We start from the raw sequence: 14,945 nt of genomic DNA, 5'->3' as shown, positions 1-14,945 counted from the left end.
CCGAGCGGACCGAACACCAGCAAAGGAATCACCATGCAGATCGACCTCACCGGCCGCCGCGCCCTCGTCACCGGCGGAGGCGCCGGCATCGGAGCCGCGATCGCCCGGGCCCTCGGAGCCAGCGGAGCGGACGTCGCCGTGCACTACGCGTCGAGCGCCGACGGTGCCGCCGCGATCGTGGACGAGCTCACCGCCGCCGGTCGGACGGCCGTCGCGATCCAGGGCGACCTGACCGACTCGGCCCAGGCGGACGCGGTGGTGCGGCAGGCGACCGAGGCGCTCGGCGGCCTCGACATCCTCGTCAACAACGCCGGTCACCTCGTCGGGCGGTCCACGATCGCCGAGATGACCGACGAGCACTGGCACCAGGTGCTCGATGTGAACCTCACCAGCAGCTTCGCCGTCACCCGCGCCGCACTCCCCGCGCTCACCGCCTCCGGTGCCGGCCGCGTGATCCTCATGTCGTCCCTCGCCAGCGAGAACGGCGGCGGAGCGGGCTCGGTGCCGTACGCGGCGGCGAAGGCCGGCGTCATCGGGTTCACCCGGGCGCTCGCCAAGGAGATCGCACCCGCCGGCGTGACGGTGAACGCGGTCGCCCCCGGGTTCATCGGCGACACGGCGTTCCACAACACCTTCACCCCCACCAAGGCGCAGGAGGGGATCGTCGCCGGCATCCCGCTCGGACGCGCCGGTACCGTCGACGACGTCGCCGGGGTCGCCCTGTTCCTCGCCTCCGAGCTGTCGTCCTTCGTGACCGGTCAGGTCGTCGACATCAACGGAGGGGCCAACTTCCGATGACCACCGTCACCCGGGCGCGAGGCGGGTGGTGGCACGACTTCGTCTGCCCCACCCACGGCACCGAGCTGCTCGAAGCGCGCGGCGACGCCTTCGTCTGCACCTACGGCTGCGAACTGCGCGGCGAGCCGTACGCCTCGGCCTGGTTGGTGCTCGAACATCAGGCGGCGGCTCGACTCGCGCGCACGGCGGCGCGCCGCTTCCGACGACACGGCGACCCCGCCGACCAGGCACAGGCGCTCGCCGTCGTGCGCGAGTTCGCCGACTACTGCGCCGAGATCACGGCCGAGTGGAACCGCGACAGTGAGAGCTGGATGCTCCAGGGCAAGCTCTTCAAGCAGGCGCTGACGGAGGCGATCTGGGCGACGCAGATCGCCGACGCGGTCGTCGTGCTCGCCGACGAGCCGGCGGCCAGGGAGACGATGGGTGCCCCCGTCGCGACGATGCTCGGCGCGCTCCTCGACACCATCGTCGAGTCCCGCCGGGTGCTCGTCGACGACCGCGACGACCTCACGAGCAATTACGTCGCCTGGCTCGACGCCGCCGGTGCCCTGATCACCCGCGCGCTCGCCGCCCTGGCCGCGCCCACCCCGCACGGCGATCAGGAGCGATGGATCGCGCAGGCCGTCGAACACTCGGCCGTCGCCCTCGGCCAGGACGGCTGGGAGTGGGAGGGGTCCACCTACTACCACCTGTTCGTGCTCCGCGCCTATCTCCTCACCTTCGCTGGAGCGGACCAGGCGGCGCTCGACCCCGCCCTCGTCCGGCGGCTGCGCCGGATGGTCGATGTGCTCGTCGGCTTCGCCGGACCGGACGGCCGACTGCCGATGCTGCACGACGGCCCCTACGACCGACTCGGTGTCCACCTCGAAGTGTTGGAGATCTGCGTCCTCGCCGGGCAGCTCTGGGACGGGACCGGTCTCGACACCGTCGAGGCCTGGGCCCGGCGGCGGATCGGCGAGCGTCACGACGGACTCGAGGACCTCCTCGACGGGTGGTTCTCCGGAACACCGCTCCCTGCCCCCGGCGACGTCCTCGACCGCGGCTCGGTGCTCTTCGCCGACGTCGGGTACGCGGTCGTCCGCTCCGAGGCGAGCTCCCTGCAGGCGGTGCTCGACGCCGGACCGCACGGCGGCTCGCACGGGCATCTCGACACGCTCGCCCTGTACCTCTACGGCGACGGCGTCGCATGGCAGCCCGCTCCCGGCGTCCCGCCCTACGGCAGTGCGCTGCGGCGCGGCCACTACGCGAGGACGACCGCGCACCCGACCGTCCGCGCGGACGACGCGGACCAGCTCGAGAGCTCCGCCCGCGTGGAGCGCTGGGAGGTCGACCCCGCCACCGACACGACGCTCGTCCAGGCGTCCTCCGACGAGGCGATCGACGGCGTCCTGCTCGAACGGCGGGTCGAGTCCGCCGCGGGGATCCTCGTGGACGTCGTCCGCGCGACGACTACCGACGGCTCCGCCCGCAGCTTCACCACTGCCTTCCGGCCAGCCGTGCCGTTCGAGGTCGTGCAGCACGGAGACGGTTGGCGCACCGGCTGGTCCGGCCCAGCAGGGCGACGGCTGCACGGGCACCATGTCGCGGACGTCGCCTCCGTCCTCGTGGACGCCCCGGGCAGAGGGCCGTCGGACGACCCGACCGTGCCCCTCGCCGTCGGTGACTGGACGGCGACGGCCCCGAGCGTCACCTTCGTGTCGGTCTTCGCCGAGGCGGATGAGTCGCCGATCGCGTCGATCGGGCTCAACGCCGGGCGTCTGGTCATCGCTCTGGCCGACGGGCGGACGCTCGAGCGGGAGCTGCTGCCGTGATCCCGGCACTGCTCCTCGATGGCCGGGAGGACCGCCTCCGCGCCGAGCTGACGGGCGTGCGGCGTCGCGAGTTCCGTCGCCTGCTCGACGAGTGCGAACGGCTGCGGGGGATCGAACTTCCCTCGGAGCACCCGCTGGCCTCGATCACCTTCTTCGGCCCGGCCGCCGCGAACCTCGCGCTCGCCCACCGGCTGACCGGGCAGCCGCAGTACCTCGAGGAGCTGCGACGCTGGCTCGCACCGCCGCTGGCGTTCGAGCACTGGGGTCGCGCCCACCTGCCGGACCACGACCTCGATGCCGGCTGGCTGCTCCACGGCCTGTCGCTGGCCTTCGCCTGGGCGGGCGATGCGCTCGACGAGGGGGAGCGGACCCGACTCCGCGATCGCCTGATCCTGCAGGGGACCCGCCTGTTCGACTTCGCCGTGGAGACCGAGGGCGACTGGTGGTCGTCCTCGTACTGGCAGAACCACAATTGGATCTGCTTCACCGGTCTCGCCACCGCCGGGTACGTGCTGGCCGATGAGCATCCCGACGCGCTGGCGTGGACCGAGCGCGCGAAGGCCAACTTCGACGAGGTCCTCGACCTCCTGCCCGCTGACGGCTCGAACCACGAGGGCGTCGTGTACTGGCGCTACGGCGAGCCGTGGCTGGCGAGTTATCTCGACGTGCTGCGGGCCGCCGAGGGGATCGACTGGTTCCCGCGGAGCGAGCACCTCCGGGAGACCTTCTGGTTCCGCCTTCACCAGTCCGCTCCGGACCTCGAGCGCATCGTCGACCACGGCGACTGCCACGACCACCGCAGTGGACACTCGGTCGCGCTGTACCGGAAGCTGGCCGCCGAGTATCGGATCCCGCAGGCCCAGTGGTTGGCCGATCGTGTGTCCACCGACCTCCTCTGGCGGGAGGCGTCGCAGAGCGGTGTGCGTCCGGGCGTGCTGCCAGAGGCCTATCAGGAGCTGCTCTGGTTCGACCCCACGGTCGAGTCGGTCGGCCCGGAGGAGCTCCCCACGTCGAGGTACTTCCCCGATCTCGGCCTCGTGGCCGGCCGGACGTCGTGGGACGCGGATGCGACGCTCGTCTCGGTCAAAGCGTCACCCGGCGGTGGCTGGCGGGCGTGGCGGGAGTCGCACCGACTGCGGCGCGAGCGGGGCTGGACGACGCTGAACACCGGTCATCACCACCCCGACGCTGGCGCGTTCGTCCTCCTCGGCGGCGGCGAGTACCTCGCGATCGACGAGGGCTACTCCTCCCGGAAGCGGACCGAGCACCACAACGGGGTGCTCGTCGACGGGGTCGGGTACGGACGTGAGGGGCACTACGACGTCCACGCCGGGCTCGCCGAGGACCGCGTCGGCGAGATGCTCGAGGTCACGCTCGCCGATGACTGGGTGCACACCGTCAGTGAGATCGGCGCCCTGTACGCGCCGGACCTCGGGATCCGCCGGCTCCGGCGTCACCTCGTGCGGACACCGAACGGTGCGCTCATCCTCGTCGACGACGTCGAAGCCGACACCGAGCGGACGTGGACCTGGTTGCTGCAGACCACGAACCCGGTGGCGCTGTTGGACGACGGCCGACGGCTCGCGCCCGCCGGCGCCGCGGGGCTCCTTGTGACCGTGCTCGACGACGTCGATTCGGTCGACGTCGTGCATCCGACGGCGGTCCAGGCGAACCCGACCTCGTCGACACCGGGGCTCGAGATCGAGCGGGTCCAGCACACGCTGCGTCGAACCTCGGCGCCATCCAGCTCGCTGCGGTTCGTGTCCGTCCTGCAACCCGTCCCCTTCGGCCTGCCGGTGCCGCGGGCCGCGACGATGGCCGAGGACGACGGGGCGCTGGTCGTGACGGTGCCTGGACTCGTGGACGTGGAACAGGTGATCGTGCGGCTCGACGGCTCGCGGCCGCGGCTGCCAGGGATGGACGCGGTCGGCAACGGTTTCGCGGGACGGAGGCTGGAAGGATGAGCGGCATGGCAGTGAAGCGCACCGGCTGGGAGGGTCGGCTGCTGGGAGCACTCGTCCACCCGATGAACATCGCCGCCGCGGGCCTGGCCGCCGCCGTCCTGTCGCTCGGTGTGGTGACCGCCGTCCCCGCCGTCATCGCTGCCGGTCGTTCGATGCGTCGTTGGCTGGCCGGGGAGGACGATGCGGTCTTCACCGGCGTCTTCCGGGAGTTCGCGGCGAGCTGGCGGCGGTCGCTCCCACTCGGTGTCGGGGTCGTCGTCGTCGTCGCGATGCTCGTCGTCGACGTCGCCTTCCTGACCGCACAACTCGAACAGGGATCGGCGATCGCGATCGCCCTGCTCGCCGCCACCGTACCCGTGGCGCTCGCCCTCGGGCTGCTGCTGCTCGCGCTCCCCGCGTCGGCGGCCCTGCAACCCGACGCCTCGGCCCGGGCGTGGCTCGTCGGGGCCGGCGCCCTCGTCGCGCGTCGGCCGTTCACGGCCCTGCTGCTCCTCCTCGGCGTGGCGACGTTCGCCCTGCTCTGCTACCTGTTCCCGACGCTCCTGCCGTTCTTCGGTCTCTCCCTCCCGGCGTACCTTGCCCTCCTCGTCTGGGGGCGGTCCGGTCTGCCCCGCTGACCCTGGCCGGTGCGGCAGAGGCGCTCACGACGACCGACGCTAGGCTTTCCGGAACCCCGACGCCGACCGGACGGATGGACCTGTGCTCGTCACCATCACCTCGACCGCGCCGTCGGCCGCCGACCTCGGTCATCTCGTCCGCAAACACCCGGCGCGGGCGCAGAGCTTCGACCTCAGCGTCGGGCGCGCCCACGTGTTCTACCCGGAGGCGACCGACGAACGGTGCACCATCGCGCTGCTCCTCGAGGTCGACGCGATCGCGCTCGTCCGGCAGAAGCGCTTCGGCGGCGGCGACATCGCGTCGCTCTCGCAGTACGTGAACGACCGACCGTACGCGTCGTCGTCCATGGTCGCCGTCGCGATCGGGCAGGTGTTCCGCAGCGCCATGACCGGCCGCAGCGACTCCCACCCCGAGCTCGCCGCAGCAGCCCTCCCGCTGACGCTCACGGTCGCGGCGGTACCGTCGCGCGGCCTGGACCAGCTGGCGACCCGGCTCTTCACCCCGCTCGGCTGGGACGTCACCGAACGGGCGATCCCACTCGACCCGACGGTCCCCGCCTGGGGCGACTCGCGATACGTCGACCTCGAACTGACCGGACACCTGCGGCTCTCGGACGCACTCCGCCAGCTCTACGTGCTGCTGCCCGTCCTCGACGACGCCAAGCACTACTGGGTGTCCGACGACGAGGTCGGCAAGCTGCTCCGCGCGGGCGAAGGATGGTTGGCCGACCACCCCGATCGGGATCTGATCACGAAGCGGTACCTCGCGCACCAGTCGCGGATGGTCAGCGACGCGCAGGCGCTCCTCGACCCGGGAGCATCAGCGGACGGAGCCGAGGGCGAGGAGGGTGCCGCGGCTGCGCGCGCGACACGCTCCCCCGCGCTGGCCGGCCTCCGCGCCGAAGCGGTGCTCCAGGCGCTCGCCGACGTCCGAGCGCGCTCGGTCGCCGACGTCGGCTGCGGCGAGGGCTCCCTCCTCACCCGCCTGATCGCGGATCCGCAGTTCACCGCCGTGATCGGCACCGATGTTTCCGCCCGCGCCCTCACGACCGCCTCGGAACGCCTCGGGCTCCGCGATGCGAGCGACCGCGTCCGCGAACGCATCCAGCTGCTGCAGTCCTCGGCGACCTACGCCGACTCCCGGCTGCACGGGCTCGACGCGATCGTCCTCATGGAGGTCGTCGAACACATCGACGCCGAGCGCCTCGACGCACTCGAAGCCTCGATCTTCGGCGCAGCGGCTCCCGAGACGGTGATCGTCACGACCCCGAACCGCGAGTACAACGCCCTCTACCCGTCGCTGCCGGCGGGCGGGTTCCGGCACCCCGACCACCGCTTCGAATGGGACCGCCAGGAGTTCGCGAGCTGGTGCACGGCGCTCGCCGCACGCCACGGCTACGACGTCGAGTACCGCACGGTCGGCGACGTCGACCCGCAGCTCGGTTCGCCCACGCAGCTCGCGATCTTCCGGAAGGGCATCTCATGAGCGACCTCGAACCGCCCCGGACGGCGGCGCTCCCGATCCCCGAGCTGTCGCTCGTGGTCCTCATCGGTGTGAGCGGTTCCGGCAAATCGACCTTCGCCGCCGAGCACTTCGGTCGGTTCGAGACCCTGTCGAGCGACTTCTTCCGCGGGCTCGTGTCCAACGACGAGAACAACCAGGCCGCCAGCGCCGACGCGTTCGCCGCCCTCCGCGACGTCGCAGCCCGCCGTCTCGACGCCGGACTGTTGACTGTCATCGACGCGACCAACGTCCAACCCGCCTCGCGGAAGTCGCTGATCGACCTGGCGCGCAGTCACGACGTCCTGCCCGTCGCCGTCGTGCTCGACGTCCCGGAGCGGGTGTGCATCGAGCGCAACGAGGCTCGTCAGGACCGGTCGTTCGGGTCGGCCGTCATCACCCGCCAGCAGGATCAGTTGCGGCGATCGCTGCGGCACCTCGGTAAGGAGGGGTTCCGGAAGGTCCACGTCCTGTCCGGGGTCGACGCGATCGCCGAGGCGTCGTTCGTCCGCGAACCGCTCCTCAACGACCGCCGTCAGGAGCGCGGCCCGTTCGACGCGATCGGCGACGTCCACGGCTGCCGGAGTGAACTCGAGACGCTGCTCACGAAGCTCGGGTACGTCATCGAGCGCGACGCCGAAGGGCGTCCGGTCGACGCGGCGCACCCCGAGGGACGACGGGCGATCTTCCTCGGCGACCTCGTCGACCGCGGGCCCGACACCCCCGGAGTGCTGCGGCTCGCCATGGGGATGGTGGGCGCCGGACACGCGCTGGCGGTGCCGGGGAACCACGAGTCGAAGCTCGTCCGCGCCCTGCAGGGCAAGCGGGTGCAGACCACGCACGGGCTCGCCGAGTCGCTCGCGCAACTGGCCGAAGAGCCGGCCGCCTTCCGCGACGAGGTCGAGCGGTTCTGCCGAGAGCTCGTCGCCCACCTCGTCCTCGACGACGGGAAGCTCGTCGTCGCGCACGCCGGACTGATCGAGCAGTATCACGGACGCGCCTCCGGGCGCGTGCGGTCGTTCGCGCTCTACGGCGACACCACGGGGGAGACCGACGAGTACGGTCTGCCCGTACGGCTGCCGTGGGCGGAGGAGTACCGGGGCAAGGCGACCGTCCTCTACGGGCACGTGCCGACCCTCGAGGCCGAATGGGTCAACAACACGATGTGCCTCGACACCGGCGTCGTCTTCGGCGGCAAGCTGAGCGCGCTGCGGTGGCCGGAGCGCGAGGTCGTCGACGTTCCCGCCGAGCAGGTCTGGTACGAACCCGTCGTGCCGCTCGGCCGGCCCACCGGACCCGCCGGCGAGCAGCGGGACCCGGGGCTGCTGCGCATCGACGACGTCCTCGGCAAGCAGGTCATCGAGACGCGGGTCTCGGGTCGGGTCGGCATCCGCGAGGACGCGGCGGCCGGTGCGCTCGAGGTGATGAGCCGCTATGCGATCGATCCGCGGCGCCTCGTCTACCTGCCGCCGACGATGAGCCCACCGAGCACCTCGCAGCGGAAGGACCTCCTGGAGCACCCCGCCGAGGCGTTCGAGGCGTACCGCCGGGAGGGGCTCGACCGGGTGGTGTGCGAGGAGAAGCACATGGGATCCCGTGCGGTCGTCCTGCTCACCCGCGACCCGGCTCCCTTCGGAGCGCCCGCCGGTTGGCGCGGCACCGTCCACACGCGCACCGGTCGGCCGTTCTTCGGCGAGGCGACCACACAGCAGCTGTTGTCCCGCTTGGACGCCGCCGTCGAGCGCGCCGGGCTGTGGGAGGAACTCGACGCCTCGTGGCTGCTCCTCGACAGCGAGCTGCTCCCCTGGTCGATCAAGGCGGAGCGCATGATCCGCGAGCAGTACGCCTCGGTCGGTGCTGCGGCGACCGCGGCGGTCCCGGCGGCCGTCCGCGTGCTGGAGCAGGCTGCGGCGACCGGCGTCGACGTCACCGGACTGCTCGACCGGACGCGTCGACGGGCGGAGAACGCCGAGGCGTACGTCGCGGCCTACCGGCCGTACACGGCGCCCTCTGACGGACTGAACGGGGTGCAGCTCGCGCCGTTCCAGCTCCTCGCGTCCACGGGGACGAGTCTCCTCGGTCGCGACCACACCTGGCACCTCTCGCTCGCCGATCGGCTGGCTGACGCCGACCCCGAGCTCATCCGCCGGACGCGGTCGATCGAGGTCGACCTCACAGCGCCGGCGTCGGAGGAGGCTGCGACCACCTGGTGGGAGGAGCTCACCGGCGCGGGTGGCGAGGGCATGGTCGTGAAGCCGACGGCCGGCCTACTCCGGGGCGGCAAGTCGCTCGCGCAGCCCGGTATCAAGGTGCGCGGGCGCGAGTACCTGCGGATCATCTACGGGCCCGACTACACCGAGCCCGAGAACCTCTCACGGCTCCGGGACCGGGACATCGGACACAAGCGTTCGATGGCGCTCCGTGAGTACGCCCTCGGTGTGGAGGCGGTGGAGCGGTTCGTCGCCGGCGAACCGACCTGGCGGGTGCACCAGGCGGTCTTCGGCGTCCTCGCCATGGAGTCCGAGCCGATCGACCCGCGCCTCTAGGGTCAGCGCAGGACGGAACTCAGCAGGAGGCTCGTCTCGCTGTTGACGACGCCCTCGATGCGGCGGATCCCGCCGAGCACGCGGTCGAAGTCGGTCAGCGTCTCGGTGCGGAGTTCCGCGACGAGGTCCCAGCCGCCGTTGGTCGTGTGGAGCGCGCTGATCTCGGGGAAGCCGCGCAACTGTCGGATGACGTGATCGGTGGTGCGGCCCTCGACCTCGATGAACGCGATCGCGCGGATGGTGCCGGGGTCGAGTTCGTCGCGCACCCGGACGGAGAACCCGACGACGGTGCCTGAGGAGACGAGTCGTTCCAGGCGGCTGTTCACGGTCGCCCTGGCGACGTCGAGCGATCTGGCCAGACTCGCGACCGATGCGCGGCCGTCGGCTCGGAGCGCGGCCAACAGCCGTCGGTCCAGATCGTCGAGTGCGGCCATGCACACAATGTACAACGACGTTACTCACATTGTGCATATCCTGTGCACAAATCGCGCAGAGGTGGCGTAGAGAGTGCAGATCGACGAAACCTAGGCTCGAAGCAGTCGGGAGCACTCCGCTCCGGCCGGCTCCGAGCCCGACTCCGTCTGGAAGGGAACGTCATGACGCGTTTCGTCGATGTCCGCAACATGGTCCGCTGGACCGCCGACCGAGGCCCCGAGCGCATCATCGCCGGCATGATCGGCTACCTCGAGGCTGACTTCCGTCGCTGGCCCTCGTTCGACAAGAGCCCTCGCGTCGCGAGCCACACGCCGTTCGGCGTCATCGAGCTCATGCCGACGAGCGACCACGAGACCTACGCGTTCAAGTACGTGAACGGCCACCCCTCGAACCCGGCGCGCGGCTACCAGACGGTGACCGCGTTCGGCGTCCTCGCGGACGTGCACAACGGCTACCCGACCTTCCTCGCGGAGATGACCCTCCTCACGGCCCTCCGCACCGCCGCGACGTCCGGCATGGTCGCCAAGCACCTCGCCCGACCGGACTCCACCGTCCACGCGCTCATCGGCGCAGGCAGCCAGGCCGAGTTCCAGGCCCTCGGCATGCGGGCCGCGCTGGGCATCAGCACCGTGCGCATCTGGGACGTCGACCCGCTCGCGATGGACAAGTTCGCGCGCAATCTGGAGCCGCTCGGCTTCGAGGTCGTCATCGGGACGAGCGCCGCGGACGCCGTGGCCGGGGCGGACATCATCACGACCTGCACGGCCGACAAGGCCCTCGCGACGGTGCTCACGAACGACCTCGTCGAGCCCGGTGTGCACCTCAACGCCATCGGTGGCGACTGCCCCGGCAAGACGGAGCTCGAGGCGTCGATCCTCGACCGCGCCGACGTGTTCGTCGAGTTCCCGCCGCAGACCCGCATCGAGGGCGAGATCCAGCAGATGGCCCCCGACTTCCCGGTGATCGAGTTCTGGCAGGTGCTCACGGGCGCCGTCCCCGGCCGCACCTCGCGGGAGCAGATCACCCTGTTCGACTCCGTCGGCTTCGCGATCGAGGACTTCACGGCGCTGCGGTTCCTCAACGACGCCGTCGATGGCAGCGAGTACTTCGAGGAGATCGACCTCGTCGCGGCCCCCGACGACCCGAAGGACCTGTTCGGCCTCGTCGGCGCGCTCTCACCGGTCGGCTGAGTCCGACATGTCCGTGCAGGCGCCGTCGGCGGTCGTCCTCATCAGACCGCATCGCTTCACGCCGAACCCGCTGACCGCGGCCGACAACGTGTTCCAGGTCGCGGAGGGCGTCCCCTCGGCTGCGGCCGTCGGGGTGGCGCACGCCGCGTTCGACGAGGTCACCCGGGTCGCGCATGCGCTCGACGCCGCGGGTGTGCGGGTGCACCTCTTCGACGACGACGACCCCGACCGACCCGACAGCGTGTTCCCCAACAACTGGCTGTCGACACACGCCGGCGGGCATCTCGCCGTCTACCCGATGTACGCGGTCAACCGTCGTCGTGAGCGTCGCTGGGACATCGTCGAGATGTTGAAGCGCGAGTACCGCGTGCAGGACGTCATCGACTACTCGGGCCTCGAACTCGACGAGGTGTTCCTGGAGGGCACCGGTGCGATGGTGCTCGACCACGCTGCGCGGGTGGCGTTCGTCGCCCGCTCGCACCGGGCCGATCCGATCGCGCTCGAGCGCTTCTGCACCAACTTCGGCTACGAACCGCTCGTCTTCGACGCCGTCGACCCGCACGGGGTCCCGATCTACCACACCAACGTCATGATGGGCGTGGCGACCGAGTTCGCGCTCGTGGGACTCGACCTCATCGCCTCGCCCGCGCGTCGGGAGCAGGTCGTCGAACGCTTGACCGCCCACGGGCGCACGATCGTCGACCTCGACTACGGGCAGGTCTGCGATTTCGCGGGCAATGCGATCGAGTTGCGGTCGGCGTCGGGGGAGCGGCTCCTGGCGATCTCGAGCCGGGCCGTCCAGAGCCTCCGCGCGGACCAGCTGGCGGTCATCGAGCGCAGCTGCCGGATCCTCCCGCTGGACGTCCCGACGATCGAGCTCGCCGGCGGTTCCGTCCGCTGCATGATCGCCGGGGTCCATCTGGACCGGCGACCAGCAGCGACGGTGTCCGAACCGGTGTCGGGCTCGCAGCTCGCCCGATCGTGACCGCTGCCGGTCAGTACTTGTAGGACTGACCGCCGTCGATCGGGACCACCGTGGCGTTGACGTAGCTCGCGTCGTCGCTCAGCAGGAAGGCGACGACCGAGGCGATCTCGGGGGCTTCGCCGTACCGCTTGGTGGGGTTCGTCTGGATGAACTCCTCGGCAGCGCCGCGCGGGTCGTCGGCGTTGAGCTGCTTCATCGAGTTCTCGACCATCGGCGTCCAGATCGCGCCGGGGGCGATCGCGTTGATGCGGATGCCGTACTGGCCGTACTCGATCGCGGAGTTGCGCGTGAGACCGACGACGCCGTGCTTCGCAGCCGCATAGCCGGACTGGTTGCCGATGCCGCGGATGCCGCCGACGCTCGCCGTGTTGACGACCATGCCGGAACCCTGCTCGCGCATGACCTTCAACACCTTCTCGAGTCCGAGGAAGACGCCGCGCAGGTTGATGGACACGACCTTGTCGAACTCGGCGGCGGTGAAGTCCTCGGTGAGGTTCTGCTTGCCCTCGATGCCGGCGTTGTTGAAGAAGCCGTCGATGCGGCCGAAGCGCGACGTCGTCTCGGTGACGTAGCGGTCGACGTCCTCCTCCTTCGAGACGTCGGCGATCGTCGTGATGATCTCGGCGTCGGGGGTCGCCTGGGTGACCGCCTCGACGGTCGCGGCGAGGCCGGCCTCGGAGATGTCGACGAGGGAGAGCTTGGCGCCTTCTGCTGCGAGTCGGACGGCTGCTGCACGTCCGAGGCCGGAGCCACCGCCGGTGATGAGGACGACGCGGTCGGAGAAGCGATTCATGGTGTGACCTTTCCAGGAGCCTGTCGCTCCGGCGGACACCGTGCCCGTCGCATCAGCGACAGTCCTTCAAACGTACATCTGTTGGATAGATGCACCCGCCGCAGGGCCCCGACGTTCGCGGAGGGCGATCAGTCCTCGCCGAGGAGCATCGGCCGTGCCGCCTCCAGACCGGTGACCGTCGCAGTCCAATCGGGGCGCACGAACTCCTCGCGGGTCACCCGGAGACCCTGCGACTCGACGAGCTCGCCCGGACGCCCGACGAACCGGAGCACACCGTTGTCGCGGTAGCCGAGTCGACGCGAGACGCCGAGCGAGGCGCCGTTCCAGACGGCCGCGTCGGACACTGCGACGTGCGCGCCGAGGTGGTCGAACGCGAACTGGAGCATGCCCGCTCGCATCTCGACCCCGAGTCCCTTGCCCTGCTGCGACTGCGTGAGCCAGGAACCACTGCCGACTGAGCGGGTGACGGCGAAGTCGCGGGCACCGACGTCCTGCAGGCCGATCGGCACGCCGTCGAGGAGGATCGCGAGGTTGAGCGTCCAGGACGCCGGGGCCACGCCGGCCCGCTGCGTCCAGAGGTGCTTGGCGGTCTCACGCATGAGCTGCTCGCGCGGCTGGTCGGTCCAGGGCGTGGAGAACGGCATGACGTCCGGGTCGTGGATGCCGGCGAGGGCGGCGTCCACGAGGCCGGGGAGGTCCTCGTCGCGGACCTGGCGCAGCACGAGGCGGGGCGTGCGGATCTCGAGGCCGAACAGCGGCCAGACGTCGGTGAGGCTGAGCATCCGCCCACGCTACCCGTCGGACACCGGATAGCGCTGTAGCCGGTCCGGGTCGGGCTGTCGAGCCGGTGTACGGCGCGCGGCGTCGGTGCGACACTCGTCGCGGTGCCGGTCAGCGGCCCCGTTCGACGACGAGAAGGGCTCACCCATGAAGTACACGCACCTCGGACGCACGGGGACGTCGGTCTCCCGGATCGTGCTCGGCACCATGAACTTCGGTGACCGCACGAGCGAGGAGGACTCGTTCGCGATCATGGACCGGGCGCTCGAGCTCGGCGTCAACTTCTTCGACACCGCCAACGCCTACGGCGGCAGCGCGGGCCGTGGGGCGACGGAGGAGATCATCGGTCGGTGGTTCGCGGCCCGGCCGGGCGTGCGCGACGACATCGTGCTCGCCACGAAGGTGCACTCGCCGATGGTCGCGCCGAACGACGACGGCTCGGACGTCGTGAACGCCCGCGGTGCGTCGGCGTGGCAGGTGCGCCGGGAGGCCATCGGTTCCCTCGAGCGCCTGCAGACCGACCGGATCGACCTCTACCAGTTCCACCACATCGACCGGCACATCTCGTGGCAGGAGCTGTGGCAGGCGATGGAGGTGCTCGTCGCGCGCGGCGAGGTCGTCTACACGGGCAGCTCGAACTTCGCCGCCTGGAACATCGCGCAGGCGAACGAGGTCGCGCAGCAGCGGCACTTCCTCGGTCTCGTCAGCGAGCAGTCGCTCTACAACCTCGCGCAGCGTTCCATCGAACTCGAGGTCATCCCGGCGGCGCAGCACTACGGCCTCGGCATCCTGCCCTGGTCGCCGCTGTCGGGTGGTCTGCTGAGCGGTGGCTCGTCCGACAAGGGCGCACGATCCGGCGAGGCCCGCATCACGGAGGCTCGCGCCAAGCAGCAGGACCGGCTCGAGGCCTACGACCGCTTCGCCGCCGAGCGTGGCTGGACCTCGGCGTCGCTCGGTCTCGCGTGGCTCCTGCACCAGCCTGGCGTCACCGGCCCGATCATCGGACCGCGCACGGTCGAGCAGCTGGAGTCCGCCGTCGCAGCGGTCGACATCGAGCTCAGCGCGGACGACCTCACCGCCCTCGACGAGCTGTTCCCTGGCCCGGGCGGCCAGGCGCCCGAGGCCTACGCCTGGTAGGAGCGTGCGACGCGGCGGCTTCATCCGAAGGGGTGTTTAGGCGTTCCCGGACTCGCACCACAGCGATGCGGGCTAGCTGGTGGAAGACATCGATGCTGAACGACGCGAGAAGGCCGAACCGCTCGCATGCATTGGAGTTCTGGTGCGTTTGTCGGCGGGCGCCACGGGAGCGCCTTTCGCGAGCCCGAGCTCGGAGTGGGCATCACGCCGGCCGTGCGATTCGCGAGTGGAACCGTTGGGTGGAATTGTGCACTCGGGTTGACGTTCGCTGACGCGTCGCAGCAATGACGAAAGTCATGGCCTCACGAGGAGCAGACGACGCCTTTGTGGTAGGTGTCCTGGTTCACTTGCGGGTGAAGCTACCATCGTCATCAGCATCGAGGCCACG

At 70.7% G+C, this 14,945-nt stretch carries 12 protein-coding genes; 9 read left to right on the top strand and 3 right to left on the bottom strand.

Annotated features, from left to right (window positions below; all coding sequences use genetic code 11):
- Nucleotides 1–33: 33 nt before the first annotated feature.
- The 6 genes from fabG to ASE44_RS12795 all read left to right on the top strand — a co-directional run bounded on the left by fabG (nt 34) and on the right by ASE44_RS12795 (nt 9,237).
- Nucleotides 34–798 carry a 3-oxoacyl-ACP reductase FabG gene (gene fabG / locus ASE44_RS12820; RefSeq protein WP_056010087.1) on the top strand — a complete coding sequence of 255 codons (765 nt, stop codon included), beginning with the start codon at nt 34–36 and terminating at the stop codon, nt 796–798.
- Nucleotides 795–2,609, top strand: a complete 1,815-nt coding sequence (locus ASE44_RS12815; protein WP_056780392.1) for a heparinase II/III family protein — start codon at nt 795–797, stop codon at nt 2,607–2,609. Before fabG ends, ASE44_RS12815 begins: the two co-directional genes overlap by 4 nt.
- Nucleotides 2,606–4,573: a heparinase II/III family protein gene (locus ASE44_RS12810; protein ID WP_056010083.1), complete on the top strand. Its 1,968-nt coding sequence runs from the start codon at nt 2,606–2,608 to the stop codon at nt 4,571–4,573. Before ASE44_RS12815 ends, ASE44_RS12810 begins: the two co-directional genes overlap by 4 nt.
- Before the next feature lie 5 nt (nt 4,574–4,578).
- On the top strand, nt 4,579–5,190 hold the full coding sequence (locus ASE44_RS12805) for a DUF624 domain-containing protein (protein ID WP_056010081.1): 612 nt from the start codon (nt 4,579–4,581) through the stop codon (nt 5,188–5,190).
- Between the two features lie 82 nt (nt 5,191–5,272).
- Entirely contained in the window at nt 5,273–6,676 is a 1,404-nt protein-coding gene (locus tag ASE44_RS12800; protein ID WP_056780389.1) for a 3' terminal RNA ribose 2'-O-methyltransferase Hen1, read from the top strand.
- Complete coding sequence (locus ASE44_RS12795; RefSeq protein WP_056780386.1) at nt 6,673–9,237, top strand: polynucleotide kinase-phosphatase; 2,565 nt, start codon at nt 6,673–6,675, stop codon at nt 9,235–9,237. Before ASE44_RS12800 ends, ASE44_RS12795 begins: the two co-directional genes overlap by 4 nt.
- 2 nt (nt 9,238–9,239) lie before the next feature.
- Here the strand turns inward: ASE44_RS12795 and ASE44_RS12790 are convergent, their stop codons facing one another.
- Nucleotides 9,240–9,671 (bottom strand): Lrp/AsnC family transcriptional regulator, encoded by a 432-nt coding sequence (locus tag ASE44_RS12790; RefSeq protein WP_056010076.1) that lies wholly within the window; start codon nt 9,669–9,671, stop codon nt 9,240–9,242.
- A gap of 162 nt (nt 9,672–9,833) precedes the next feature.
- Here ASE44_RS12790 and ASE44_RS12785 point away from each other — a divergent pair, with 162 nt between their 5' ends.
- Together ASE44_RS12785 and ctlX are read left to right on the top strand one after the other, a co-directional pair.
- On the top strand, nt 9,834–10,862 hold the full coding sequence (locus ASE44_RS12785; RefSeq protein WP_056010075.1) for an ornithine cyclodeaminase: 1,029 nt from the start codon (nt 9,834–9,836) through the stop codon (nt 10,860–10,862).
- Nucleotides 10,863–10,869: 7 nt separating this feature from the next.
- Nucleotides 10,870–11,847, top strand: coding sequence for a citrulline utilization hydrolase CtlX (gene ctlX, locus ASE44_RS12780; protein WP_056780384.1), 978 nt, complete (start codon nt 10,870–10,872; stop codon nt 11,845–11,847).
- A 10-nt stretch (nt 11,848–11,857) separates the two neighbouring features.
- On the opposite strand, the gene ASE44_RS12775 is transcribed toward ctlX, so the two are convergent.
- Both ASE44_RS12775 and ASE44_RS12770 read right to left on the bottom strand, forming a co-directional pair.
- Nucleotides 11,858–12,640, bottom strand: coding sequence for a glucose 1-dehydrogenase (locus ASE44_RS12775; protein ID WP_056010071.1), 783 nt, complete (start codon nt 12,638–12,640; stop codon nt 11,858–11,860).
- Nucleotides 12,641–12,768: 128 nt separating this feature from the next.
- Nucleotides 12,769–13,422 (bottom strand): GNAT family N-acetyltransferase, encoded by a 654-nt coding sequence (locus ASE44_RS12770; RefSeq protein ID WP_056780381.1) that lies wholly within the window; start codon nt 13,420–13,422, stop codon nt 12,769–12,771.
- Nucleotides 13,423–13,567: 145 nt separating this feature from the next.
- Between ASE44_RS12770 and ASE44_RS12765 the strand changes: the two genes are divergently transcribed.
- Nucleotides 13,568–14,557, top strand: coding sequence for an aldo/keto reductase (locus ASE44_RS12765; RefSeq protein ID WP_056780378.1), 990 nt, complete (start codon nt 13,568–13,570; stop codon nt 14,555–14,557).
- Nucleotides 14,558–14,945: the final 388 nt, after the last annotated feature.

The sequence above is a fragment of the Plantibacter sp. Leaf1 genome (assembly GCF_001421315.1).
Classification (GTDB): Bacteria; Actinomycetota; Actinomycetes; order Actinomycetales; family Microbacteriaceae; genus Plantibacter.
The sequence above is the reverse complement of the archived record's forward strand: the minus strand, read 5'-3'. Positions and strand labels throughout refer to the sequence as shown.

Excerpts from the sequence above, each read along its gene's own strand:
- fabG (WP_056010087.1), top strand. The coding sequence starts at position 34 with ATGCAGATCGACCTCACCGGCCGCCGCGCCCTCGTCACCGGCGGAGGC.
- ASE44_RS12815 (WP_056780392.1), top strand. The coding sequence starts at position 795 with ATGACCACCGTCACCCGGGCGCGAGGCGGGTGGTGGCACGACTTCGTC.
- ASE44_RS12805 (WP_056010081.1), top strand. The coding sequence starts at position 4,579 with ATGGCAGTGAAGCGCACCGGCTGGGAGGGTCGGCTGCTGGGAGCACTC.
- ASE44_RS12795 (WP_056780386.1), top strand. The coding sequence starts at position 6,673 with ATGAGCGACCTCGAACCGCCCCGGACGGCGGCGCTCCCGATCCCCGAG.
- ASE44_RS12790 (WP_056010076.1), bottom strand. The coding sequence starts at position 9,671 with ATGGCCGCACTCGACGATCTGGACCGACGGCTGTTGGCCGCGCTCCGA.
- ASE44_RS12785 (WP_056010075.1), top strand. The coding sequence starts at position 9,834 with ATGACGCGTTTCGTCGATGTCCGCAACATGGTCCGCTGGACCGCCGAC.
- ctlX (WP_056780384.1), top strand. The coding sequence starts at position 10,870 with ATGTCCGTGCAGGCGCCGTCGGCGGTCGTCCTCATCAGACCGCATCGC.
- ASE44_RS12775 (WP_056010071.1), bottom strand. The coding sequence starts at position 12,640 with ATGAATCGCTTCTCCGACCGCGTCGTCCTCATCACCGGCGGTGGCTCC.
- ASE44_RS12770 (WP_056780381.1), bottom strand. The coding sequence starts at position 13,422 with ATGCTCAGCCTCACCGACGTCTGGCCGCTGTTCGGCCTCGAGATCCGC.
- ASE44_RS12765 (WP_056780378.1), top strand. The coding sequence starts at position 13,568 with ATGAAGTACACGCACCTCGGACGCACGGGGACGTCGGTCTCCCGGATC.